This is a genomic window from Halorhabdus rudnickae (genome assembly GCF_900880625.1).
Taxonomy (GTDB): domain Archaea; phylum Halobacteriota; class Halobacteria; order Halobacteriales; family Haloarculaceae; genus Halorhabdus; species Halorhabdus rudnickae.
Map to the genome: position 1 here is coordinate 2,043,671 of NZ_CAAHFB010000001.1, position 23,932 is coordinate 2,067,602.

At 61.8% G+C, this 23,932-nt stretch carries 23 protein-coding genes, 2 tRNA genes and 3 rRNA genes; 15 read left to right on the forward strand and 13 right to left on the reverse strand.

The window, feature by feature from the left end:
- The first annotated feature begins 277 nt into the window (after positions 1-277).
- The 4 genes from BN2694_RS10280 (at position 278) to rrf (ending at position 5,274) form a co-directional block, all read left to right on the forward strand.
- Positions 278-1,748: ribosomal RNA gene (locus BN2694_RS10280) — 16S ribosomal RNA — on the forward strand.
- Positions 1,749-1,847: 99 nt separating this feature from the next.
- Positions 1,848-1,919 (forward strand) — tRNA-Ala (locus BN2694_RS10285).
- A gap of 200 nt (positions 1,920-2,119) precedes the next feature.
- Positions 2,120-5,037, forward strand: a 23S ribosomal RNA gene (locus tag BN2694_RS10290).
- A gap of 115 nt (positions 5,038-5,152) precedes the next feature.
- A 5S ribosomal RNA gene (rrf, locus tag BN2694_RS10295) occupies positions 5,153-5,274 on the forward strand.
- The 16S, 23S and 5S rRNA genes sit together here with 1 tRNA gene alongside, the layout of an rRNA operon.
- Positions 5,275-5,488: 214 nt before the next feature.
- Here the strand turns inward: rrf and BN2694_RS10300 are convergent.
- Complete coding sequence (locus BN2694_RS10300) at positions 5,489-5,704, reverse strand: hypothetical protein (protein WP_135664833.1); 216 nt, start codon at positions 5,702-5,704, stop codon at positions 5,489-5,491.
- A 155-nt stretch (positions 5,705-5,859) separates the two neighbouring features.
- Between BN2694_RS10300 and BN2694_RS10305 the strand changes: the two genes are divergently transcribed.
- Positions 5,860-5,935, forward strand: a tRNA-Cys gene (locus BN2694_RS10305).
- A 128-nt stretch (positions 5,936-6,063) separates the two neighbouring features.
- Here BN2694_RS10305 and BN2694_RS10310 read toward each other — a convergent pair.
- On the reverse strand, positions 6,064-7,302 hold the full coding sequence (locus BN2694_RS10310; RefSeq protein WP_135664836.1) for an MFS transporter: 1,239 nt from the start codon (positions 7,300-7,302) through the stop codon (positions 6,064-6,066).
- A gap of 163 nt (positions 7,303-7,465) precedes the next feature.
- Here BN2694_RS10310 and BN2694_RS10315 point away from each other — a divergent pair, with 163 nt between their 5' ends.
- Both BN2694_RS10315 and BN2694_RS10320 read left to right on the forward strand, forming a co-directional pair.
- Positions 7,466-8,065 (forward strand): hypothetical protein, encoded by a 600-nt coding sequence (locus BN2694_RS10315; RefSeq protein WP_135664839.1) that lies wholly within the window; start codon positions 7,466-7,468, stop codon positions 8,063-8,065.
- Positions 8,066-8,126: 61 nt separating this feature from the next.
- A complete protein-coding gene (locus BN2694_RS10320) occupies positions 8,127-8,774 on the forward strand; it encodes a CRISPR-associated protein Cas4 (protein WP_135664841.1) in 648 nt (215 codons plus the stop codon).
- On the opposite strand, the gene BN2694_RS10325 is transcribed toward BN2694_RS10320, so the two are convergent.
- The 3 genes from BN2694_RS10325 to BN2694_RS10335 are packed head-to-tail and all read right to left on the reverse strand — an operon-like array spanning position 8,766 to position 10,178.
- A complete protein-coding gene (locus BN2694_RS10325) occupies positions 8,766-9,362 on the reverse strand; it encodes an L-threonylcarbamoyladenylate synthase (protein WP_135664844.1) in 597 nt (198 codons plus the stop codon). The two genes, BN2694_RS10320 and BN2694_RS10325, sit on opposite strands and share 9 nt — an antisense overlap.
- 1 nt (position 9,363) lies before the next feature.
- A complete protein-coding gene (locus tag BN2694_RS10330) occupies positions 9,364-9,876 on the reverse strand; it encodes a redoxin domain-containing protein (RefSeq protein WP_135664847.1) in 513 nt (170 codons plus the stop codon).
- Positions 9,876-10,178 carry a glutaredoxin family protein gene (locus BN2694_RS10335; RefSeq protein ID WP_135664850.1) on the reverse strand — a complete coding sequence of 101 codons (303 nt, stop codon included), beginning with the start codon at positions 10,176-10,178 and terminating at the stop codon, positions 9,876-9,878. Before BN2694_RS10335 ends, BN2694_RS10330 begins: the two co-directional genes overlap by 1 nt.
- 128 nt (positions 10,179-10,306) lie before the next feature.
- Here BN2694_RS10335 and BN2694_RS10340 point away from each other — a divergent pair, with 128 nt between their 5' ends.
- A complete protein-coding gene (locus BN2694_RS10340) occupies positions 10,307-11,707 on the forward strand; it encodes a hemolysin family protein (protein ID WP_135664854.1) in 1,401 nt (466 codons plus the stop codon).
- A gap of 1 nt (position 11,708) precedes the next feature.
- Here BN2694_RS10340 and BN2694_RS10345 read toward each other — a convergent pair whose 3' ends face one another.
- Both BN2694_RS10345 and BN2694_RS10350 read right to left on the reverse strand, forming a co-directional pair.
- Positions 11,709-12,893, reverse strand: a complete 1,185-nt coding sequence (locus BN2694_RS10345) for an inorganic phosphate transporter (protein ID WP_135664857.1) — start codon at positions 12,891-12,893, stop codon at positions 11,709-11,711.
- A gap of 90 nt (positions 12,894-12,983) precedes the next feature.
- Entirely contained in the window at positions 12,984-13,673 is a 690-nt protein-coding gene (locus BN2694_RS10350) for a DUF5828 family protein (RefSeq protein WP_135664859.1), read from the reverse strand.
- A gap of 157 nt (positions 13,674-13,830) precedes the next feature.
- Between BN2694_RS10350 and upp the strand changes: the two genes are divergently transcribed.
- The gene (upp, locus tag BN2694_RS10355) at positions 13,831-14,505 is read left to right on the forward strand and encodes a uracil phosphoribosyltransferase (protein ID WP_135664862.1); all 675 of its coding nucleotides are present in this window, start codon (positions 13,831-13,833) and stop codon (positions 14,503-14,505) included.
- A gap of 166 nt (positions 14,506-14,671) precedes the next feature.
- Here the strand turns inward: upp and BN2694_RS10360 are convergent, their stop codons facing one another.
- The 3 genes from BN2694_RS10360 to BN2694_RS10370 form a co-directional block, all read right to left on the reverse strand.
- Positions 14,672-15,127 (reverse strand): type II toxin-antitoxin system VapC family toxin, encoded by a 456-nt coding sequence (locus BN2694_RS10360; RefSeq protein WP_135664865.1) that lies wholly within the window; start codon positions 15,125-15,127, stop codon positions 14,672-14,674.
- Positions 15,124-15,480: a winged helix-turn-helix domain-containing protein gene (locus BN2694_RS10365; protein ID WP_135664868.1), complete on the reverse strand. Its 357-nt coding sequence runs from the start codon at positions 15,478-15,480 to the stop codon at positions 15,124-15,126. The genes BN2694_RS10360 and BN2694_RS10365 overlap by 4 nt, the downstream gene beginning before the upstream one ends.
- Before the next feature lie 238 nt (positions 15,481-15,718).
- Positions 15,719-16,339 carry an IMPACT family protein gene (locus BN2694_RS10370; RefSeq protein ID WP_135664871.1) on the reverse strand — a complete coding sequence of 207 codons (621 nt, stop codon included), beginning with the start codon at positions 16,337-16,339 and terminating at the stop codon, positions 15,719-15,721.
- A 180-nt stretch (positions 16,340-16,519) separates the two neighbouring features.
- Between BN2694_RS10370 and BN2694_RS17100 the strand changes: the two genes are divergently transcribed.
- From BN2694_RS17100 to BN2694_RS10390, 5 genes are all read left to right on the forward strand, one after another.
- On the forward strand, positions 16,520-16,678 hold the full coding sequence (locus tag BN2694_RS17100) for a DUF7837 family putative zinc-binding protein (protein ID WP_167880004.1): 159 nt from the start codon (positions 16,520-16,522) through the stop codon (positions 16,676-16,678).
- A gap of 82 nt (positions 16,679-16,760) precedes the next feature.
- Positions 16,761-17,108, forward strand: coding sequence for a hypothetical protein (locus BN2694_RS10375; protein ID WP_135664873.1), 348 nt, complete (start codon positions 16,761-16,763; stop codon positions 17,106-17,108).
- A 49-nt stretch (positions 17,109-17,157) separates the two neighbouring features.
- Positions 17,158-18,201: a DUF7350 domain-containing protein gene (locus BN2694_RS10380; protein ID WP_394346585.1), complete on the forward strand. Its 1,044-nt coding sequence runs from the start codon at positions 17,158-17,160 to the stop codon at positions 18,199-18,201.
- Positions 18,202-18,263: 62 nt separating this feature from the next.
- Positions 18,264-19,547 (forward strand): DUF7405 family protein, encoded by a 1,284-nt coding sequence (locus BN2694_RS10385; protein ID WP_449272218.1) that lies wholly within the window; start codon positions 18,264-18,266, stop codon positions 19,545-19,547.
- Positions 19,548-19,621: 74 nt separating this feature from the next.
- The gene (locus BN2694_RS10390; protein ID WP_135664882.1) at positions 19,622-20,680 is read left to right on the forward strand and encodes a hypothetical protein; all 1,059 of its coding nucleotides are present in this window, start codon (positions 19,622-19,624) and stop codon (positions 20,678-20,680) included.
- A gap of 17 nt (positions 20,681-20,697) precedes the next feature.
- Here the strand turns inward: BN2694_RS10390 and BN2694_RS10395 are convergent, their stop codons facing one another.
- The gene (locus BN2694_RS10395) at positions 20,698-20,907 is read right to left on the reverse strand and encodes a hypothetical protein (RefSeq protein ID WP_135664884.1); all 210 of its coding nucleotides are present in this window, start codon (positions 20,905-20,907) and stop codon (positions 20,698-20,700) included.
- Positions 20,908-21,081: 174 nt separating this feature from the next.
- Positions 21,082-21,222 (reverse strand): DUF1349 domain-containing protein, encoded by a 141-nt coding sequence (locus BN2694_RS17105; protein WP_167880005.1) that lies wholly within the window; start codon positions 21,220-21,222, stop codon positions 21,082-21,084.
- A gap of 105 nt (positions 21,223-21,327) precedes the next feature.
- On the opposite strand from BN2694_RS17105, the gene BN2694_RS10400 reads away from it, so the two are divergent.
- Complete coding sequence (locus tag BN2694_RS10400; protein ID WP_135664888.1) at positions 21,328-21,957, forward strand: class I SAM-dependent methyltransferase; 630 nt, start codon at positions 21,328-21,330, stop codon at positions 21,955-21,957.
- 593 nt (positions 21,958-22,550) lie between these two features.
- Here BN2694_RS10400 and BN2694_RS10405 read toward each other — a convergent pair.
- Positions 22,551-23,909 carry an alpha-amylase domain-containing protein gene (locus tag BN2694_RS10405; protein WP_135664891.1) on the reverse strand — a complete coding sequence of 453 codons (1,359 nt, stop codon included), beginning with the start codon at positions 23,907-23,909 and terminating at the stop codon, positions 22,551-22,553.
- Positions 23,910-23,932 lie beyond the last annotated feature (23 nt).

Consider the following 23,932-nt stretch of genomic DNA (forward strand, 5'->3'; position numbering starts at 1 on the left):
ACGAACGCGGCTCGGGCGGGGCTCGACTTGCCCCGGTCGCGACGGACCATCCGAACGCCAGTTCGGGGCCAACTCGAAGGGTTTATACCCTTCCTCGGTCTACGATGTGGTCCGGAAGACATGAGGATTCCACCCCTGCGGTCCGCCGTATAGATGGGATCTGATGTTAGCCCTGGTAGTTCGGTGACACCCGACTGGGTGTCAGCGAACGTGCTTACGATAGCGATCACACCCTTTTGGGTGTGTTCCCGCCTAACCCTCCCCATTCTGGGGAGACATTCCGGTTGATCCTGCCGGAGGCCATTGCTATCGGAGTCCGATTTAGCCATGCTAGTCGCACGGGTTTAGGCCCGTGGCGGAAAGCTCAGTAACACGTGGCCAAACTACCCTGTGGACGAGAATACCCTCGGGAAACTGAGGTCAATTCTCGATACGGCTCTCATGCTGGAGTGCAGCGAGCCGGAAATGTTCTGGCGCCACAGGATGTGGCTGCGGCCGATTAGGTAGACGGTGAGGTAACGGCTCACCGTGCCAATAATCGGTACGGGTCATGAGAGTGAGAACCCGGAGACGGTATCTGAGACAAGATGCCGGGCCCTACGGGGCGCAGCAGGCGCGAAACCTTTACACTGCACGACAGTGCGATAGGGGGACTCCGAGTGCGAGGGCATATAGTCCTCGCTTTTCTGTACCGTAAGGTGGTACAAGAATAAGGGCTGGGCAAGACCGGTGCCAGCCGCCGCGGTAATACCGGCAGCCCGAGTGATGGCCGCTATTATTGGGCCTAAAGCGTCCGTAGCCGGCCAGACAAGTCCGTTGGGAAATCGGCGCGCTCAACGCGTCGGCGTCCGGCGGAAACTGTCTGGCTTGGGGCCGGAAGACCTGAGGGGTACGTCCGGGGTAGGAGTGAAATCCCGTAATCTCGGACGGACCGCCGGTGGCGAAAGCGCCTCAGGAAGACGGACCCGACGGTGAGGGACGAAAGCCAGGGTCTCGAACCGGATTAGATACCCGGGTAGTCCTGGCCGTAAACGATGCTCGCTAGGTGTGCCGCAGGCTACGAGCCTGCGCTGTGCCGTAGGGAAGCCGCGAAGCGAGCCGCCTGGGAAGTACGTCTGCAAGGATGAAACTTAAAGGAATTGGCGGGGGAGCACTACAACCGGAGGAGCCTGCGGTTTAATTGGACTCAACGCCGGACATCTCACCAGCACCGACAGTAGCAGTGACGGTCAGTCTGATGAGCTTACCTGAGCTACTGAGAGGAGGTGCATGGCCGCCGTCAGCTCGTACCGTGAGGCGTCCTGTTAAGTCAGGCAACGAGCGAGACCCGCACTCCTAGTTGCCAGCAGCATCTCGCGATGGCTGGGTACACTAGGAGGACTGCCGCTGCCAAAGCGGAGGAAGGAACGGGCAACGGTAGGTCAGTATGCCCCGAATGTGCTGGGCGACACGCGGGCTACAATGGCCGGGACAGTGGGATGCCAGTCCGAGAGGACGCGCTAATCCCCGAAACCCGGTCGTAGTTCGGATTGAGGGCTGAAACTCGCCCTCATGAAGCTGGATTCGGTAGTAATCGCGTGTCAGAAGCGCGCGGTGAATCCGTCCCTGCTCCTTGCACACACCGCCCGTCAAATCACCCGAGTGGGGTCCGGATGAGGCCGTCATGCGACGGTCAAATCTGGGCTCCGCAAGGGGGATTAAGTCGTAACAAGGTAGCCGTAGGGGAATCTGCGGCTGGATCACCTCCTACTGACCGGGATCGAGGCGTTGCCTCGACCCACCACGCACGTTCGCCGACACGCAGTCGGGCACCTATGAACTACCAGGGCTAACATTGTACGGCGGATGGGCCCATAGCTCAGTGGTAGAGTGCCTCCTTTGCAAGGAGGATGCCCTGGGTTCGAATCCCAGTGGGTCCATACCTCCGTGCCCGATCGAATCCGTGTCCCTTAAGTGGGTCACGACACTCGAATTCGGGTACGGAAGACCGATGCACCATCCCGCGTCAACGCGTGGATGGGAAGGGTTGATGCACGCACTGCCACCGACAGGCGTGTAAATGATACCGCGTGTACGTGCGATCCAGGCGTCCACTGGACGCGTTACGTCGAGTTCACACTCGACGTGGCTGCTATGTCAGCTGGTGGATGGCTCGGCTCGGGCGCCGACGAAGGGCGTGCCAAGCTGCGATAAGCTCAGGGGAGCCGCACGGAGGTGTAGAACCTGAGATTCCCGAATGGGAACTCCTCACCGCAATTGCCTTGCGCAATGGGGAACGCCGAGAACTGAAACATCTCAGTATCGGCAGGAAGAGAAAACGAACGTGATGTCGTCAGTAACCGCGAGTGAACGCGACACAGTCCAAACCGAAGGCCTTACGGCCAATGTGGTGTGTGGACTGGCACGCATCGTCGGAACGTCCTCTTGAAGTCTCCTGGAATGGAGCGCGATACAGGGTGACAGCCCCGTAACGAGGTCAAGTACGACGTGCGCCAGTTCCTGAGTATCGGGGGTTGGAAATCCCTCGTGAATTTGGCAGGCATCTACTGCTAAGACTAAATACGTCCCGAGACCGATAGCGAACAAGTAGCGTGAGCGAACGCTGAAAAGTACCCTCAGAAGGGAGGCGAAATAGGGCCTGAAATCAGTTGACGATGGAGCGACTGGGCACAAAAGGTCTCTTGATAAACGACCTATCCGCGAGGATACAGTAGGACTCAAGGGAAGCCGGTGTTCAGTCGTACGTTTTGAAAAACGAACCAGGGAGTGTGCTTGTATGGCGAGTCTAACCCGATCATCGGGGAAGGCATAGGGAAACCGACATGGCCGCAGTGCTTTGCACGAGGGCCGCCGTCTTCAAGGGCGGGGAGTCATACGGGCACGACCCGAATCCGGACGATCTACGCATGGACAAGGTGAAGCGTGGCGAAAGCTACGTGGAAGCCTGTTAGAGTTGGTGTCCTACAATACCCTCTCGTGATCTATGTGTAGGGGTGAAAGGCCCATCGAGTCCGGCAACAGCTGGTTCCAACCGAAACATGTCGAAGCATGACCTTCGCCGAGGTAGTCCGTGGGGTAGAGCGACCGATTGCCGTGTCCGCCTCCGAGAGGAGTCGGCGCGGCTGTCAAACTCCGAACCTACGGACGCTGTCGACGCGAGGAGTCCGGTATGCGGGGTAAGCCTGTGTACCGTGAGGGAGACAACCCAGAGCTGGGTTAAGGTCCCCAAGTGTGGACTAAGTGCGATCGAAGGTGGTCTCAAGCCCTAGACAGCCGGGAGGTGAGCTTAGAAGCAGCTACCCTCCAAGAAAAGCGTAACAGCTTACCGGCCGAGGTTTGAGGCGCCCAAAATGATCGGGGCTCAAGTCCACCACCGATACCTAGCCACACCTGTCAAAGGGTGGCTGTGTAGGTTGGCGTTCTGCGCGGGTGGAAGCACGGGTGAGAACTCGTGTGGACCGCGTAGAAACGAAAATCCTGGTCTTAGTAGCAGCGAAAGTCGGGTTAGAATCCTGACGGCCGAAAGAGCAAGGGTTCCTCGGCACTGTTCGTCAGCCGAGGGTTAGCCGATCCTAAGATCCGTCGCAACTCGAGCGGATCGAACGGGAAACTGGTTAATATTCCAGTGCCACCGTACATTCAATGTCGACGCCTCGGGGTAGACCGAGCCGGGTATTCGCCCGGTCAAATCGTCAAAGCTCGTGGAAGCCGTAATGGCACGAAGCGGGCGAACGGCGAGATAGAGAAATTTGGTTCAACCTGGGGCCCATGAAAAGACAGTACGGTGCTCGTACCCAGCACCGACACAGGTGCTCTGGCGGAGAAAGCCAAGGCCTGTCGGGATCAATCGACGTTAGGGAATTCGGCAATTTAGCCCCGTAAGTTCGCGATAAGGGGTACCTGCTCGGGAAACGAGCAGGTCGCAGTGACTTGGAGGCTCGGACTGTCTAGTAACAACATAGGTGACCGCAAATCCGCAAGGACTCGTACGGTCACTGAATCCTGCCCAGTGCGGGTATCTGAACACCTAGTACAATAGGACGAAGGACCCGTCAACGGCGGGGGTAACTATGACCCTCTTAAGGTAGCGTAGTACCTTGCCGCTTCAGTAGCGGCTTGCATGAATGGATTAACCAGAGCCTCGCTGTCCCAACGTTGAGCCCGGTGAACAGTACATTCCAGTGCGGAGTCTGGAGACCCCCAAGGGGAAGCGAAGACCCTATGGAGCTTTACTGCAGGCTGTCGCTGGGACATGGTCGCTAATGTGCAGCATAGGTAGGAGACGTTACACAGGTACGTGCGCCAGCACGCCACCGAGTCAGCATTGAAATACTACCCGTTAGTGACTGTGACCCTCACTCCGGGAGGAGGACACCGATAGCCGGGCAGTTTGACTGGGGCGGTACGCGCTCGAAAGAATATCGAGCGCGCCCTAAGGCCATCTCATCCGGGTCAGAGATCCGGAGAAGAGCGCAAGAGCAAAAGATGGCTTGACAGTGTTCTTCCCAACGAGGAACGCTGACGTGAAAGCGTGGTCTAGCGAACTCATTTGCCCGCTTGATGCGGGCAATGAATGACAGAAAAGCTACCCTAGGGATAACAGAGTCGTCACTCGCAAGAGCACATATCGACCGAGTGGCTTGCTACCTCGATGTCGGTTCCCTCCATCCTGCCCGTGCAGAAGCGGGCAAGGGTGAGGTTGTTCGCCTATTAAAGGAGGTCGTGAGCTGGGTTTAGACCGTCGTGAGACAGGTCGGCTGCTATCTATTGGGGGTGTTTGGTACCTGACGGGAACGACCGTATAGTACGAGAGGAACTACGGTTGGTGGCCACTGGTGTACCGGTTGTTCGAGAGAGCATTGCCGGGCAGCCACGCCACACGGGGTAACGGCTGAACGCATCTAAGCCGGAAACCCACCTGGAAAAGAGGTACCGCTGAGGTCGCTCCTAGAAGAGGAGTTCGATAGACTCGGGGTGTACGCACCGAGGTAACGAGGTGTTTAGCCCGCGAGAACTAACTGACCAAAGCCACCATTCATACCGCATGTGAACGCGACGTAGTCGCGTCCAGGCGCAAACTGGATCGCACGTACACGTGGCAGTGCATCGACCGATCGCTGGCCTCGCGTGGTTCGATTCCACGGATCGGCGTTAAGGCGGCCACAGCGGCGGGGCAACACCCGTACCCGTTCCGAACACGGAAGTTAAGCCCGCCTGCGTTCCGGCGAGTACTGGAGTGGGAGACCCTCTGGGAAATCCGGTTCGCCGCCTCCATTCATACTACATTCAACCCATCCGGGAGAGACATCTGTCTCCTCCGGGTGGGTTGTTTATCGTTATACAGTACAGTCGAGTACAGCCATAGCTGCCGTGAGTGGTAAACGCGCAAGCGGCACTGTCACGACTGATTCTCCGCTGACCACACTTTTCGATTCGACGCCGAACGCCTCGTTGGCGAAAACGAGCAGTAGACTGGTTGATGCGACAGTTAGGCTGACGTGTGTGAAGGCTCTGTGATCCCAATCGCGGTCAAGAGTGCGCCCGAGACCGTCAGCAAGAGTGTACTGATGCCGCCAGGCAGGTCACTCGAAACCAGCAATAGCCAACCGGCCACCAGCAGACTCGCCACTACGAGTACTACACCTAGGGTGATCAGTTGCCAATCGTTTGTTTCGCCCCGGAACGATCTGTTGAGTGTAGACATGTATGTGCAGTCAGGGAGTCGCCGCTCAAGAACGTTTTTACATCCTGATAAATACTTGTGGATATTAATCGTTTGTGCAGGATTGAGCGGTGACGTCATCGACTCCCGTAGGAGACCGCTATGCTTATTGGATTGGTTCGGTTAGAGGAGAGTGCGCCAAGGTGGCAGAGTCCGGCCTAACGCAGCGGCCTGCAGAGCCGCCCATCGCCGGTTCAAATCCGGCCCTTGGCTCTTCTCGCCGAGCAACACGAGGCGTGAGAGACATCGCTGCGATTTGAACCCTAGAGGACGAGCGAAGCGATTCTTCGTCCGGTTCAAATCCGGCCCCTGGTTGGTTCACACAATTCCTCGGCCCTATTTCAGTCGTCCCATCGGGAGAGCAGCACCGAAAACACGACGCCAACCGCGGGGAACGCACTGAGGGTGAGCAACGTTCCCAGCACGTCGAAGGTGGAAAGCAGGACACCGGCGATAGCCGCCCCGGCGGCGCCGACGCCGAAGGAGACGAGGTACGTGTACCCATAGGAGACTCCCCGGCCGTCGGGTGGGGTATACTCGGCGATAGTTGCCTGGTACAGCGGCTGGAGGGCGAACAGGAAGAACCCAAGCAATCCACTGACGAGCAGCAGCGACGGCAGTCCCGCTCGTGCGGCCGGGACAAATCCGATCGCGATCACGACGAGAGACCCGAAGACGACAGTCAACCCCCGCGTCGGAGCCAGGCGGTCGGAGAGTTTACCGCCGACGTACTGTCCACCGATACCGACCGTCAACAGCACTGCATAGAGGTACGAGGACGTGTCGAACGCCTCGGCGACCGGACTTCCTTCGCCGGACGGCTGGATCAGGTCGCCCATTGGAGGGAGAAACTCACCGAGGACCTCCGGCAGGAAGGTGAGCGTCCCGCGGTAGAAGAGGCCGTTCATCATCACGATCCCGAGCGCGAGGAGGAATCCGACCGTGAACAGCGCGCGGCTATCGGCGACAAATCCGGACAGTGATATCGATCGATCGGTCGCTCGTTCGTCGTCAGTGTTCACTGCGGCCATCTCGTCGAAATCCGTCGTCAGCGCGTAGCCGATGACGCCGATGGTCGGGATCACGAGCAATCGAGTGACCGTCTGCCAGTCGAAGAGTATCAGCAACGAGGCAGTCAGGAGCGGCCCGAGGGCGATCCCGGCGTTCCCGGCCATGCCGTGGTACGCGAAACCGGTACCGCGGTCCCTGACACCGGTGGAGATGAGCGAGAGGGCAGCCGGGTGATAGACGCTCGCTGCAATCCCCCAGCCCCCGAGCGCGATCGCGATCGTCAGCACGCTTTCCGCGAAACTCAAGGCAAGAAACGAAAGTCCCATCCCGCCGAGACCGGCGATGATGAGGGTTCGAGCACTGAACCGATCGGCCAGGACACCGCCGGGGAGAGCACCGATGCCAAACAGACCGTAGCCGACGGTGACGACGATTCCGAGCGTCGCTGTCGTCACCGGGAACTCAAGCAGCCAGATGACGACGAGGATTGGAATCGACAGCTCGTAGGTGTGGATGATCGCATGTGAAACTCCGGTGAATACGACAATATCGCGAGCGTTGCTGTGCATGACTATTGTGGATCGGTTGTCTGTTGTCGGTCTCGCCGCGGGATCGGCCGTCTTCGGCCCCTGTTGGTGCCGATTGCAGTTTCGTGGCCAAATCGTCTTTGCACGCGGACATCGGTGGGTCCCAACACCTACATTGGTCTTCAGATACAAACGTTCGACCGCAATGGGCGAGAAGACAGACGAACTTCGGGACCTCTTCGTCGACGTGGCCGGGACCGATACCGTCACAGAGGATCAAGAGCCGTCCAGTGGCACGCTGTCCAATCCGGACGAGCAGACCGTCGACCGTCAGCTCCGGGCGGTGCTCGAGGGCATGGCGGAGCGGTTCTCTTTCGAGACTGCCATCGGAGACGACCAGCGTGTGGCGCTGGTCCGGGCGTTCTATCATGGCGATTCCGACGCCGAACTGGCCGATCGGTTGTCGATCGACGAGGAGACGGCCCGCAGGGCCAGGCTGGAGCTGCACCTCTTCCGGGAGGCCGATACGGACGCGCCGGTTGATTGGGAGGAACTCCGCCGCCGGCTCAAGGAGGACGAGGAGACAGTCCTGGTCGAGGAACTGGACCTCGACCGTGACGCGATCGCCCAATATCGACGTGTTCTCGAAGCTCGCGAGGAGGCCAGAGGGGTGAGCTATCGCTTTCAGAGTGCGTTCCGGGACGTCATTCCCGACGCCGACCTCGCCGAGCGGCTGACGGCAGACGTTACCGAGGACGGCCTCGAGGAGGCTGCTGCGGACATCGAGACGGACGTTTCCTTTTGATAGCGGTCCCATTTAGCAGAGGGTCTGTGGGTTTAAGTACGAGATCGCAGCCAGAACCGTCGTGCCAACCTTTCGCGATCTGGAAATCGCCGCCTACTGCCCGCGCCAGTTGTACTACCGCCGCCGGGCAGATGTAGACCCCGAGATTCCTGCGGAGGTCGCGGAGACGCGCGCGCTGGCCTTCGAGTATCCGCGTTTGCTCGCCCGGGCGGACCTCTCTGCCGAACCCATCGCCGTGACGGGTACGCAGTACAGCTCGGCGTTGCATCGGGCAAAGGCCTGCCTCGATTGCTGGGATCGCCTCGTCGATCCTGCAGGACGTGACGTCTTCCTCGAGGGGCGGGACTGTCGGGGCATCGCCCACAAAGTGATCGAGGATCCGCTGGCGCCGTCGTTGGTGTTCGCCGGCGAGCCACCCGAGAATGGTGTCTGGGGGCCACAGTCCGTCCGCCTGGTCGCGGCCGCGCTGGCGCTGTCTTACGAGCGCGAGCGACCGATCGAGGTCGCGTTCGTCGAGTACCCGGCTCACGGTGTCGTCCGCCAGATCGACCTGTCAGCCCATCGGCGGGCGACGTATCGGGCGACGCTGCGAACGGTCGCGTCGATCGACGGTCCGCCCTCGCGGGTCGACAACAGACGGAAATGCAACTCGTGTGACTACCGCGAGGAGTGTGGTGTCCGGACTCGCTCGTTGCGGTCGTTACTCTGAGTGGTTCCGGAGCCAGCGTTCGACCGCGTTCGCATTCGTGCCACGGCGGTAAATCTCCCCAGCAGCCACGTCGACGACGGTGCTCGCCGTGCCGGCTGTCTCGCCGCCGTCGAGGATCGCCCCCGCCGCGTCGCGGATCTCAGGATCGACATCGGCGACCCGAGTTGCACTTTCCCGCCCGCTGACGTTCGCGCTCGTGGCTGTCAGCGGTCCGGCCCGGTCGAGCAGTTCGCGCGCGAGGTCGTGATCGGGGATGCGGATCCCGACCCGGTCGCGCCCGCCGGTGAGGACGTCCGGGACGGTCTCGCGTCCCTCGAGGACGACCGTGACGGGGCCGGGGAGGAACGCCCGCATGAAATCCCGTTCGTGCTCCGACGCGTGGACGTGCTCCAGGGCGCACTCGATGTCCGGGACGCCGAGCGAGATGGGTTCGGAACGATCGCGGCCTTTCGCTTCGAAGACGCGTTCGACGGCGTCCGGTTCAAGCGCGTCGGCGCCAAGTCCGTAGACTGTCTCGGTTGGATAGATGACGAGCCCGCCGGACGCGACGATGTCCGCCGCGGTCGTGAGGTCTTCCTCGCCGGACATATTATGGCGACGTGAGTGCGTTTTCGACTTCGTCGTAGGGCGGGAAATCAGGCCACTCATCGGCGACCCAGGCGTATTCGACAACGCCCTCGCCGTCGAGGACGAACACGGCCGGCCGGGGCTCCTCGATGCCGGCCATTCCGTCCAAGTCGTGGACGACGTCGTACTTCCGGGCCACCTCGTTGGCGGGGTCAGCATAGAGGCGATAGTCCGCGAGTCCTTCGTCTTCGATGAGTCGCTCGTGGGCGTACGGCGTCGCGATCGAGACGCCGACGACGGTCGCGTACTCGTGCCACTCGCGGTCGGCGATCTCGTTCCAGACGTACGTCGCCGGGAACGACCCGTCCATCGGGTGAAACACCAGGACCACGGGTGGATCGTCGAGCAGGTTCGCAAGCGGGACGTCTTCCCAGTACTCGTCGTTCACTAGCGGCCGGGTGAACCCGGGTGCCTGCTCGCCCTCGGCGACGTGGCCGGTCTCCGGCAGGTCGACGATGTCGAACTCGAGGTCCATCAGGCATCACCCTCCGCGTGGTCGATTGCGGGTTCGCCCGTCGCCTCGTCGCCGTAGGTTCCTTCGAGGTATTCGACGATCCGGGCGCTCTCGCTCATCGTCACGCCCGTGTTCTCGTCTTTGATCGCGGGAACGGTTCGTGCCCCGGTGAGGCGTTTGACGGCGTTCCGTCGGGAGTGGAGCGGTTCGACGAATCGCGAGCGGTATTCGAGGTCGAGGTCGTTCAGGACACGGACGACTCGCTCACAGAACGGGCACGCCTGCAGCCGGTAGAGCGTGATCGCTGGATCAGTTCTTGGCATGTCCCGAAGTTGGGGCCGGTGTTGGCTAAGTCTGTCGGCGGAGGCTTTCTCGGACGGCTTTGGGCTGTCGGGGTTATGCAGTGTTTCACACAAGAGTTAATTTCCCGGCATGGCAACAAGAGGTGTTGATGGGTATATCTGTACTTACAGCAGTGTCTGGACTCGGCATCCAACTGTACACTGTTCCGATCGTCGGCGTCGAACTGTCGAAGACGGGCGTCACGATCGTCGGCGCCCTCATGATTCTGTTTCTCATCATGGGGTCAGGGTTCTTCTCCTCCTCGGAGATCGCGATGTTCTCGCTGCCGGCCCACCGGATCGACCCGATGGTCGAGCAAGGAATGCGTGGTGCAAAGGCAGTCAAAGCCCTCAAGGACAACCCTCATCGCTTGCTCGTGACCATTCTCGTCGGGAACAACCTCGTTAACATCACGATGTCGTCTATTTCGACCACTATCGTCGCTTTCTATTTCGATCCCGGACCGGCAGTAATCATCTCGTCGTTCGGCATCACCTCACTCGTCCTGCTGTTCGGCGAGAGTGCGCCGAAGTCCTATGCTGTCGAGCACACCGAGTTACATGCCCGCCGGGTCGCACCTCTCTTGCAGATCGTCGAGACGCTGCTGTGGCCGCTCATCACCCTGTTCCACCACTTAACCCAAATCGTCAACCGGGTCACCGGTGGCGGTCCGGCTATCGAGTCGTCGTATCTCAGCCGATCAGAGATCAGGGATATCATCCAGACCGGCGAACGGGAGGGCGTCCTCGACGAGGAGGAACGACAGATGCTCCAGCGCACTCTCCGGTTCAACCGGACGATCGCCAAGGAAGTCATGACGCCGCGCCTGGACATGGACGCCATCAGCGTCGACGCATCGATCGACGAGGCCATCGAGGAGTGTGTCCACAGTGGCCACGCTCGTCTCCCCGTCTACGAGGGGAGCCTCGACAACGTTATCGGCGTTGTCAATATCCGCGATCTCGTCCGCGATTCCCAGTATGGAGGTGCCGACAACGTTGACCTCGCGGATGTCATCGAACCAACGTTGCACGTGCCCGAGAGCAAGAATGTCGACAGTCTCTTGTCTGAAATGCGTCATGAACGTCTCCACATGGTAATCGTCATCGACGAGTTCGGGACGACCGAAGGGCTGGTGACAATGGAAGACCTCACCGAGGAGATCGTCGGCGAGATTCTCGAAGGGGAAGAGGAACATCCGATCGACTTCCTTGACGACGATACCGTGATTGTCAAAGGCGAGGTCAATATCGAGGAGGTCAACGAGGCGCTATCGATCGACCTCCCAGAGGGCGAAGAGTTCGAGACCATTGCTGGATTTATCTTCAACCGGGCAGGGCGACTCGTCGAAGAGGGCGAGTCCATCGAGTACGACGGCGTCGAGATCCGGGTCGAACAGGTCGAGAACACCAGGATCATGAAAGCCCGCATCACCCGTCTCGACGAGGAGACGCTCGAGGACGACGCCGAGGATGGTTCCGGCGGGGCCGACGCCGAGGAGGAACATTGATTCAGACCGCCGCAAGCAACGTATAGCCGACGTACCCTGCAACCAGCGCGAGCACGAGCGAACCGACCCAGGCCAGGACGGTGTACCCCATCTTCTGTCTGCTAATCCCGCTGCCACCAGCCGCCAGGCCGCTGCCAACGATCGCACTCACCATGATCTCGTTGAACGAGACGGGGATCCCGAAGAAGACAGCCGTCTGGGCAATGACGAACGCGGGAATCAGCGCGGCGATCGACCGCCGTGGGGAAAGCGAGGAGTAGTCTTGGCTCAGTGCCTTGATCATCCGCGGCGCACCGGTCCAGGAGCCAGCCAGTAATCCGAGTCCGCCGCCGAAGAGGACTGCCGCGAGTGGGATGTCGTAGGGATCGACGACCGGCAGGACCGGCCCGATCGCCAGGCCGACCTGGCTCCCGCCCGCCGAGAACGCCACGAGACCGCCGAGCACGAGTAAGAACCGCCGCTGACTCGTTTCTCGATCCCGACTAGCCCCCCGATAAAGCAGTCCCGCTGCGATCGCCGCCATGAGGAGCGTGACGCCGACGCCAACCCATGGGGGGCCGTCGAACGCCTCGGTGACTGCGGTGGCGATCGAGGCCTGTTCGCCCTCCGGAGCGAGGACGCTAAAACGAACGTTCGCGAGGATCACGCCGACGAGACCGGCCAGAACGGCGACGATGCGGGCTTCGCCGCCCACACCGCTTCGGAGCCACCGGGTTGTCGCGTAGGCCGCGCCGCCGCCGACGAACGGGACGGCGACCCACAGCGCGACGATCTCCTGGTAAGTCCCCCAGGCCGGCTCGCCGCCAAGGGCCAACCCGACGCCGACGACCGCGCCGGTCACAGTAAAGGCCGTCGCGATCGGGTAGCCGGCGAAGACGCCGACGGCGACGAGCCCACCGGCGATCAGCAACAGCAGAATCGCGGCCGTCGAGGTCAGCCCGCCGCCGTCGGGAAAGAGGACCAGGCCACGGCCGACCGTTTCGGTGACGGCTGCGCCCTGGAGGACAGCACCGGCGAGTCCCAGGATCCCAACGATCAGTCCAGCTCGCATCACGGAGATAGCGTTCGCGCCAACGGCGGGGGCAAAGGGCGTCGAGCCGGACGATCCCGCGCCGATGGCCCACGCCATAAAGAGACTCGCAAGCCCTGCGACGACGAGAGTCCCCAGCGTTACCACCAGTCCCATTTGCTCGGCGTTGCCTCCGTGTCCGGTAATACGCTTCGATGTCGGAGATTCCGGGCAGGTGACTGGTTAACACCGGCAAACGGAGACCGATCAGTTGGTTTTGGCGTCGGTCTCGTCGTGGTTCTCCGGCGGGGCCTCGACGCCTTCGGCGGCCTCCGGCGCGTCGGTTTCCTTTTCGATGTCGACGTGCCAGCGGTCGACAGTCTGCTCGTAGTCGGCGAGCTTGTTCGAGACGCGGATCTTCAGGTCGTCGTCGTTGACGTTGACCTCGAGGACGTACTCGGGGTTCTCGTCGTCGATCCGCCGGACGTTCGCGCTGATCAGGTCGTTGTCGAAGTAATAGGGTGCCATCCGGGTCATGACGTTTCGATAGACCCGGTCCTCGACCGCCCGGATCGCCTTCCGGCCGGCCGAGTCCGCAGCGCGGGCGACGTAGTCGATAGACTCGCTCCAGGCGTCGACGGCCTCGTCGGGTTCGTCCAAGTTCTCGTAGGAGTCGGCGAGTTTTTCGCCGGCCGTCCGGAGATCCTCGTCTGGATCTTTGCCTTTCTTCTCGCCTTCACCCTCGTTGACGCGGGCTTGCGCGGCCGTTTTCTCATTGACGTCTTCGTCGAGGCGTTCGTGGCTTTTCGGTCGCCACTCGTCGAACTCTGCAAGGGCCTCGGTGTCGACGTCGTACTCGTCGGCGAGTTCCTCCAGGGCACGCATGATGCGCTCGCCGTGTTCGACGATATCGATCCAGTCGCCGCGAACCTTGAAGCCGGAGACGCTCTCTTCCATTAGCTATCCGGGAGCACTGGACGGAATAGCTCCCATTAGTGGCGAGGGTTTGGCGTGCTCGTTCATAAGGCTTGTCGGCGCGTGAGACTCTCTACCGACCCGTTGGAGTCGACTGGAATATCAACGCCTTTGAGGTGGCGTGTTCTCAGTGTCGACGATGACTATCGAAGACCACGGACACGCGAAGGTCGTCTCCCACGCGCTGGCGAGAGACACCCTCACACGGCTCCGAGACGTCCAAACAGAACAAGTCGCCTTTCGGAAGGGCCTCGTCAAGCTCGGCCGAATCTGTGGCTACGAGATTGTCGATGGCCTGCTCGAGAGCGAAACCGTCACCGTCGAGACGCCCCTGACCACGACCGAGGGCGAACGCGTCGGCGAGATGGACGATGTCGTGATCGTCAACGTCCTCCGGGCGGCGACGCCGTTCGTCGAGGGCCTCCTCAAGGCGTTCCCGCGCGCGAAACAGGGCGTCATCAGTGCCGGTCGCGATGAAGAAGGTGGCATGAACAGCGAAGGCGAGTTCGAAATCTCTATCGAGTACGTCAAGATGCCCGAAATCCACGACCAGGACACCCTCATCCTCGCTGACCCGATGCTCGCAACCGGGAGCACGATGTGTGCCGTCCTCGATGAGATCCTCGACGGGGCCGATCCCGAGCGCGTGATCGTCCTTTCGGCGGTCAGCGCCCCCGAGGGCCTGGACCGACTGCGCGAGGAGTTCCCCGATATCGAACTGTTGACCGTCGCCGTCGACGACCACTTGGACGATGACGGCTATATTGTCCCCGGCCTGGGTGACGCCGGTGATCGGGCGTTCCGGACGACGTAAGCGCCGTTCGTCAACAGACGTCCGCTGTCAGGTCGATTGTCCGTTCGATAATCGTTCCCCGCAGAGACACGCTTTCTTTGCTTAGTCGACTGTATGTCTGCCCGTAATGGTTGCCTGCAGTCACTGAGTGAACAGCTTACAGTAGTGTCTGCATCCACTGACCTGACTACACGTCGGGTCCATCAATGCCGGCAGGAACGAGCGACAGTCCCAGCGTCCGGAAGTCAGTGTCGAAGGCAAAGACATGTTCGATGTCGTGCTCACGTGCCAGCGTCGCCGTCGCGTGATCGACGAACGAAATCTGCTGGTCGTCGTAGCGCTCGAATTCCTCGCAGATGGCACCGAACGTCGTCGCGTCCGGGTGCAGGATCGTCACTGCGTCTGAGTCCTGAATCCACGACAGCGTCGCTGTCGCCCGCTCGTGGCCGGCCTTTCGCAACACGAGCGTCGCTAGTTCGCTCATGACGTAGTTCGTCGTGTACAGCGGTCGAAAGTGCAGTCTATCGTCCCCGATCGCGTCCATGACTGCCCGCGCCTGGTCGTGGCGTGGCGTGTTCGAAACGAAGTACGCGAAAAACGCACCCGTGTCGACGAACAACGGTGTCGCCCCGACCCCGCTCATTGCTCGACTGGTCCGTAAAGGACATCGTCAATCTCGTCGTCGCCGACCGGGTCATCGATGGCAAACGCCGGGGCATCGAACAGCGTATCCCCGGCGTCGTCCTCGTTGCCCTCGCTGTCGTCCGTGTACCACCACACCACGGTACGACTGCCGAGGGAGACTTTCTCTAGTCGCCCCGCCTCCGATAGCTTCCGGAGACGACGATAGGCGGTCGATCGGTCGATGTCGAACCGGTCGGCGACCTCTCCGGCGGTGTGGAACGGCCGTCCAACGGCGAAGTACCGGATGATGTCCTGATCGTCGAAGCCGGACGTGAACTGACCGCGATCATCCCGGCCTGGCGGCTTGGACATGAATATTCCTTGGGAAGGTGTCATTCCTATGCATTCATTAGTGTTTCGAATAGTATATTACATCACATGGTGCATGGTTGTACGTGCGTCTGCAACGACACCGATTAGACGCCACCGTCGCGGAACCGCCCATCGGAACCTCCGCTATCCCGTCGTAATCGTCGACCTCACCGATCAGTAGCGTCGCGTCGGCGTCTTCGGCGGTCGCCAGCGCGAAGGCGTCACCGTGTGCCGGCGGTCACATTGGAGAATCGGCTGTCGCTCCGACTGTCGCCCGGCCGCTGGTCGCGCTCGCGATCCGATCGCGAAGGGCGTCGGTCTCGGTGGTCGGCACCCGAACCTCGAAGGAAACGACCTCCTCGTATGCGGCTTCGAACTCCACACCTTCACTCTCCAGAATCCCCCGTACAGTCCCGGAATCGTCGTACGCAACTTCGATCGCCAGGCGCTCGTGTGGTCGTTCTTCCCGGACGTCGGCGTCGTCGATCGCCTCTTTCACCGCTCGCGAATAGGCACTCACCAGGCCGCCGACGCCGAGTTCGGTCCCGCCGAAGAATCGCGTCACGACGACGACCACGTTCTCCAGATCCTGCCCTTCGAGGACGTTGAGCGCCGGTTTCCCCGCCGAACCCGAGGGCTCGCCGTCGTCGCTGGCCCACTCCCGGAGCGGATCGGCCCGCACCCGGTAGGCCGGGACGTTGTGGGTCGCGTCGTCGTATTCCGCCCGGATCGAATCGACGAACGACTCGGCTGCCTCGACGGTTTCGACAGGGCGGGCGTGGCCGATGAACTCCGAGCCCGAAATCGTAAAGCGCGCTTCGCCGGGGCCGGCGACCGTGCGATAGCGTTCGTCGGTCACTGCAGTGACTTCGACTGGCGTGGTGAAACCAGTTTCGCGAATTTACACCCTCGCCACGCAGTCGCGCAGTTTCACTTTCACTCCGGTGGGATGGCTTATTTACTCCCTCCCGACCCATTCGAAAGTGGAGCGTCGCTGGTGACACGCAGTCGCACGCTCCGTCGTTCCCCTTTCGACACAATGCACTCAGATACCCGTATCGTCGGCCGCTGTCCCCAATGTGGGGCCGCGATCGACCCCGGCCGCGTCATTATCCGGTACGAACGCACTGACGGCGAGGCGATGTACGCGACCTGTCCGGACTGTCGGGACGTGGTCAGGCCCGAACGTTCGGACTGATGGTTTGCCGGAGCTGTAGCATGAGAACTATGAATCGGAGCGAACCGAAACCGTTTGTACGCCTGCCGACGTCAACCCTTCTATGGTAGCGTTCGGTTCGTGGGTATTACACGCCCCCAAGACCGGGACGATCGACGGCGGGCTGACTGTCGTGGTCGTCGCTGGCGGGACGCTTGTGGGTCTCGCCCTCGCCCGGGTGGCGGTCGATCGGCGCCCGGAGGTGGCCTGGATCCGTGCGTTTCTCCTTGGGGTGCTGGTGGTGATGGCTGGCCGATTGGGGCTGGCGTTCGCCGGTCTGGGGATCGGCTCGTTCCACGCACTCGAACACATCCTCGACGCCGCGATGATTTCGCTGACGGTCGCGACGTTGTACGCCGCCCGGACGAAACGCCGCGAACTCGGGGCCGGCGGATCGCCGGCCTCGCGGTAGCGACCGCCGCAATCGCAATCCGTTTTGGGGATCGCCGCGTATGGCAACCGTGTTCAGACGGCAGTTTCTTCGCGCCGGATCGGTGCTTGGCGTCGCCGCGATCGCGGGCTGTGGATCGCTCGAGTCGCGTGCGATCGATGTCCCGCCGGTGCTCGACGATCGGCCCGATGCAGTCTACGTCCCCGGCCACGTCGAGGGGATGGAGATGGTCGGTACGATGACGGTCGGCGACTATGCCGTTGCCCTCTCCTATAGCTACCCCCATCGTTTCTGGACGGTCACCGGTGACGGGCGCGAGCGCACGTCGATCGCAGACGACGATTCGGTGCACCTGATGGCGACTGTCTGGGATCCTCAGACCGGACTCGTCCTCCCTGACGTGGGCGTTTCAATCGAGATCATGCAGGACGGGTCGCTGGTCTCCCAGGAGACTATCTATGCGATGCTCTCCCAGCCGATGGGCGTCCACCACGGCGCAAACTTCACCGGGCTTTCCGACGGCGAGACCTACGAGGTGAACGTCCGCGTCGGAGCCACGACGAGCCGCCCGACAGGGGCGTTCGCCGGCCGGTTCACCGAACCCGCGACGGCGACTTTCACGTTTACGTTCGACGAGAGTGCAATGCGGGAGATCCGGTTCGAACGCCTCGACCGTGCCGGCGAACGCGACGCGCTCGAACCGATGTCGATGGACGCGGTCCCGACAGGCATCGCTCCCGCTCCCGAGGAACTGCCCGAGAGAACGGCGACGACGATGGCGGACGATGTCCGCTACGTCGCGGCGCTCGTCGATCCGCCCACCGGCGTCGACGGATCGGGATCGTATCTCGCGGTCTCGCCACGCACGCGGTACAACGGCTATTCGCTCTCGCGGATGGGTCTCTCGGCGACGCTCGAAGATGGCGGGCCGGTCACCGACGGCCAACTGACCCGGACGATCGACCCTGACCTGGGATACCACTACGGCACGACAGTTCCCACTGGCGACGGCGGGGAACTGTCACTCACCGTCGACACTCCACCCCAGGTCGCCCGCCACGAGGGCTACGAGACAGCCTTTTTCGACGTACCGACCGCTGATCTGTCGCTGTGAGAGGACTGACGATCCGGATCGCCGGTGCCGACGCGGTTTTGGCCCCGGATCGTCAAAGGAAAGTGATGGACTCGAGACCGGGATACGACCGCCGGCAGTTCCTGAAGGCCGCCGTGGCTGCTGGCGGAGCGGCCGCACTGAGCGCGTGTCTCGACGTCACTGACGAACCCGTACCGAGTGGCGTCGAGGACCCTGAGACTTTGGGCGAACGTCAGCACGCCTGGAACGATCGTATCCGGACCGACGAGCACGGCAACGCCGAACTGCCACGTCACCAGTCGTTGCTGTACCTGACACTCGACCGCGAGGGGCCACCGACCGACGCCGACCGCGGGGCCGTTCGTGAGGCGCTCCGGACGCTCGATCACGCCTACGAGCGCTCGAACGAGGGCCTGGTCTATTCGATCGCCTACTCGCCGGCGTACTTCGAGCGCTTTGAGACATCGTTGCCGGACGAGATCGACCTTCCGCAACCCCGGCGGCTCTCTCCTTTCGAGGAACCCGAATTCGACACCCAGGACGCCCTGTTGCACCTCGCAAGCGACCGCGCCGACGTGATTCTGGAAGCCGAGGCAGCCCTGACGGGCGAGCGCGAGCAGGCAAACGGCGTCACCGTCGCGCCTCCGATCACGGACGCGCTGACCGTCGACGACCGCCGTTCGGGCTTCGTCGGTCCCGGAATGCCGGCCGACCGACAGGACGTTGCGGGGATCCCGGACACCGAACCCGTCCCCGAGGCTGCCCCCCTGTTCATGGGGTTCGAGGCGGGATTCCGGGGCAACCAGGCCACCGAGGACTACGTCACGATCGATTCGGGCCCGTTCGCCGGCGGGACGACCAAACACGTCTCGCGGCTCCGCCAGCGACTCGAGGACTGGTACGTCGAACAGGACTTCGAACAACGCGTCGCGGAACTGTTCAGTCCCGCCCACGCCGAAGACGCTCTCGTCGAGGGCGTCGGCGAGAACCTGGGGGGCGACAGCGGACTCACCCCGGAGATGATCGAGAACGTCCGCGAGCATGCCAGCGAGTTCGGACGGGTCGGCCACGCCCAGAAGGCAGCCCGGGCGAACCGCGACGCGGAGGGCAACGTCCGGCTGTTGCGACGCCACGTCGAGTCGACCGACGGCGACGTCGCCGCGCTGCACTTCCCGTCGTTGCAGCGCGGTATCTCGGCGTTCGAGGCGGTCCGAGAAGCGATGAACGGGGCTGACCTGACCGACGAGCCGGCGATCCGCCAGCGGGTCAACAACGGGATCCTGGAGTACATCTTTACCACGAATCGAGGTAACTTTCTCGTGCCGCCGCGGCGTCATCGGGCGTTACCGGTCCCGCGACCGACGTGACGGGGACCGCCCGTTGTCGACCGATTTCCCCGGTGTCGTAACGTTTACCGGTCGGCCCGCCGCATCGACGTGATATGCAACGACGTGCTGCGGCGATCTACATCGCGCTCTTCCTCGTCGTCGGGGCCGGCGCCTACGGATTCATGGGCGTGACCGAGGAACCGTCGGTGTCGCTGGCCGGTGACGCCTACGCCGCTGGCGACACGCTCTCAGTGGGCGATCGGACGTACACTGTGGCCTCCGTCGATGACGGATCGGGCGAACTCACCTGGCGTAACCCCGCGGCCGAGTTCTCGGCTACCCTGGAGAACGGAACCACCGTCTCGCCGTTGACGCTCACCTGGGACGGCCAGGCGGCCCGCTGGTCGAGTACGCTTGCGGACGGCGCAGAGATATCCACCGCCGACGGGACGTTCCAGCTCGGCGTGAACACGTCGACCGATCCGCCGACGGCCACACTCGAACCCGTCGGGAACGACTCCGAGACCGCAACGATCGCGGTCGGCGATACCCTGAACTACCGCGGCAACGAGACGACAGTGACGACTGTCGACGCTGAGGGCGTGACGCTGACCTGGGGCGAACCGTACCTCGTGTCCGTCCCCAACGCCACGGATCCGGACTCTGTATCGTTCCACCAGCAGTTCGACGTCTCGACCCGGCTGGTGAACGATCCGGCCGTCTACAACGAGACAGTCACAGTCGACGGCGTAAAATCGGTCGTCTGGCGAGCGAACGACTCGACGACGCCGCTTGCGACGTATCTACCCGAACCAGACACGGCATCTCTCTCTGAGGGTGCTACCCTGACCTACGAGGGGTCGACGGTCACGGTCGGCAACATCACGGCCGGGACCGTCCCCCTCTCTTGGTCGGACGAGCGCACGAATACGATCTCCCTCTCGGAAGGAGCGAACGTCACGCTGAACGGACAGTCGTACTTCGCGCACTTCCCCGGCAGTTCGTCGGTCCAGATCCTCCAACACGGAGAGGACTACGAGTCCTACCAGCAACAACTCGAGGAGATCGACTACTACCACGAACGGATGCTCGGTCTCTGGGGTGTGGCGATCCTCAGTCTGCTCGCTGCGATCCTGTTGCTTGGACTGGCCTACCTGCCTGTCAGGGGCTAAAAACGAGCCGGCGACTCTTACTCGAGACGGGCCAGCCAGGCGAGACCGACACCGATCGCAATCATGCCTGCGATGCCGAGTAACTGTATGGCCGATACCAGGACGCTACCGTTGGTCGTCCAGGGCATCCCCGCAATCGTTCCGAGCGCCACGACGACGAGAAAAGCGCCCAGTGTGACGCCAAGCGGTTCGAATCGATCGGTGAACCGGTCCGTGAATTCGTTCATACCGGGACCTGTGTGTTCCAGATAGTAAAGCAATCGGTTCACTACTGGGCCGCAACTGGTGCCGATCACGCTCCGTGCTCACTCGACCGTGAAGTTCCCGAACATCACCTCGAACCCATCTCCAGCCGGCGCTGCCGCCATCATCCCGACGCGAAGCGTCTCGGTGTCCGTCAGCTACCCCTGGCGAAGCATCGTATACGACTCGCCATCCACGGAGATGGATGTCTCGACGGTCTCATCGGCGCGTTGGATGCGGACGGACACCGGCTCCGGATCGTCTTCCTGCCACTCCGCGGGTTCGCTGCGCAACTCCATACGTCCTGTGGGAACCGAGGTGTGAAATCGTTCGGGAAATATAGAGAGGGGTCAAGAACAGCCGGGAAGCCAAGTCCCACGCCTCAACGGCAGCTACCGGAACCAATGACCGAAAACGGCGACCCCGCCCATCCGCTGTTCGCTATGATCTACGACCCGGCGATGGCTCTCGTCGAACGAACGATCCTCAAACCGCACCGGGAGTACCTCGCCCGTGACCTCACGGGGACCGTGCTGGATCTCGGCGCGGGCACCGGCGCGATGTTCCCCTATTTTGACGGGCGCGCGTCGGTCCATGCTACTGAACCTGATCGACACATGCGGGATCGAGCCCGAAACCGGTTCCCAGACGCTGCATCCGAGATCGAACTCCACGACGCCGGTGCGGCCGACCTGCCGTTCCCGGATGACCACTTCGACGCCGTGGTATCCTCGATGGTGTTCTGTACGGTACCGGATGTCGCGGCCTCGCTTTCGGAGGTCCGGCGGGTGGTGCGTCCGGGCGGGGAATTCCGGTTTCTCGAACACGTCGCCGATGATGGCTGGCGGGAGGCGGTCCAGACGACTGTCGCACCGGCCTGGAAGCGACTCGCCGGCGGGTGTCATCTCACGCGTCGCACCGCCTCGCTGTTCGCCAGTAATGAGGCGTTCGACGTCGTCGAGATGGACCGATTCGAGCTCGGTGTCACGCCAGTCCGGCCGTTCGTTCGGGGTCGACTCAGGCGGCGAGCCTGATTTTAGTATAGCCATATATGGTTTATGTGGGCTACGGTCGGGTCACCACGCTGCTCGGTCGTAGTCCCCGTAAGACGGGTGCTCAGGCCACTCAATGGCAACGAAGAGCTGGGGCGATCTCTCCCACATTCTTTCCGGATGCGACAGAGTGCTGAATCGATACCGATCTGTCTGGTCTTCTGCCCCGGCCACGATGTATCTGATCCGAACGGCGTGAGGAGCTCGGACGCGTCGTATACTGTGTAGCGATGTTCCGTGACGGTACCAATCCGAATCCGTGTCGGCGCTCACGCGCAAGGCCCGAGCCGTGTGGCCCCGTCATTGGTTTCGAGTCGCGTATTTCTCGGGCCAAGTGACGGCCTCATTGTCCCGGTAGGGTCGTCGCACCCCTGCTGCTCGTCGTTTTGCCCGGGCGATGGCGATAAACTGTATAGCAATATATTGAAATCGGGTTCCGCGGCGCTCATCGTCGTTGGAGATAGCGAAAATGTCTCCCCTCGGGAATCGGTGTTACTGGTGATCAACACGGACACGCCTCGGCGGTCGCACCTCGATCCGGAGCGTCAGAATGCCTTACCACGCCGGTGCCGTCGTCATTGTCCCGGCGTCGCGTAGAAGACCCATCCCTCCGATGGGACTGTGATCTGGACCGTCCCATCTGAGTTGGTCGTCACCGGGTTGCCATTGCCGGCGTAATCTTTGAGATCCTGTCGGGACCAGGACGTCTGGACCGTCTGGGTCCGGTCGTAGCTGCTGTTGTTGAGTCCCACGAGCAGGTTTTTCTCGCGTTCGTAGACCGCCAGATCGGCGTCGGTGTATCGCCAGCGCGTCTCCCCGCCAGCGAGATTCGACTTCACCCAGACCATGTTGGTGATGGCGTCGTTTTCCAGAACCCAGTCGGGGTAGCGGTTGTAGACGACTGGGTACCCTTCGATCGTCAACACGAACGCGTGGGCCAGTTCGTACTGTGTAGGGCCGTTCTGGTCGTGGTTCTCGACGAAGGGCATCGCTCGCATCGGGTTCTGGGCGACCAATCCAGCCCCCTGGAGCCGACTCATATCGCCATAGTCGAAGACCCCTTGCAGCACGAAATACAGCGGATAATCGAAGGCGTGCATACCCGGGCCGGCGTTTACGTACCCGGAGAGGTAGTCAGTCGAACCGCTGAGTACCTCGCCAACCCGGAACATGTCCAGGTTCTGCGCCCACTGGTTGGCGTAATTCGCGAAGAACGACTCTGGGATGTGCTTGACGGCGTCGAAGCGGTAGCCGTCGGCACCGAGCGCAGCGATGTCTTCCATGTACCGCTTCAATTGGTCTCGGACGTACTGCTTGTCCTGGTCGAGATCCTTCAGTCCGAGCAGGTTGCCGTTCTCGACCATGTCCGGGTCACATTCGATCCTGCCCGGATCTTTCGGGGTCCCGTTCTCGAAACAGCGTTCGTCACGCGAATCGAACTGATAGGACCAGTCTTCGATCCCGCCTTCGTTGTGGAAGTCCTGCGAGGAGAAATATGGGAACGTATCGTAAGGCTCGGCCGCCATGTGGTTCATGACTGTGTCCAGATACACCTCGACGCCCTTGTCGTGTGCAGTGTCGATCAGCGTCTTGAGTTCAGCCTTGGTCCCCAGTTCGCTGTCGAAGTTCCGCAGATCGACCGGCTGGTACCCCAGCGGCGGGTCGTTCCGACCGTTCTGCTCCTCTTTCGTCACTGCGCCTTTGGCGGGCTGCTGGATCCAGATCGCGTCGTATCCTCTCGATGCGACTCGATCGAGGTCGTTCGTGGTCCTCTCCCAATCCTCGTGAAAATACTGGAGTGCAACCGACTCGCCCCCCGAAGCCCCAGCCGGTACGAAACCGCCAACGCCCGTCGTCACTGCTGTGGCCGCCCCGGCGAGGCCTTTCAGTACGCTCCGTCTCGATACATTGATAGTTTTTCTCGTATTTGACATGCTGATAGTAGTTAGTGAAGGAT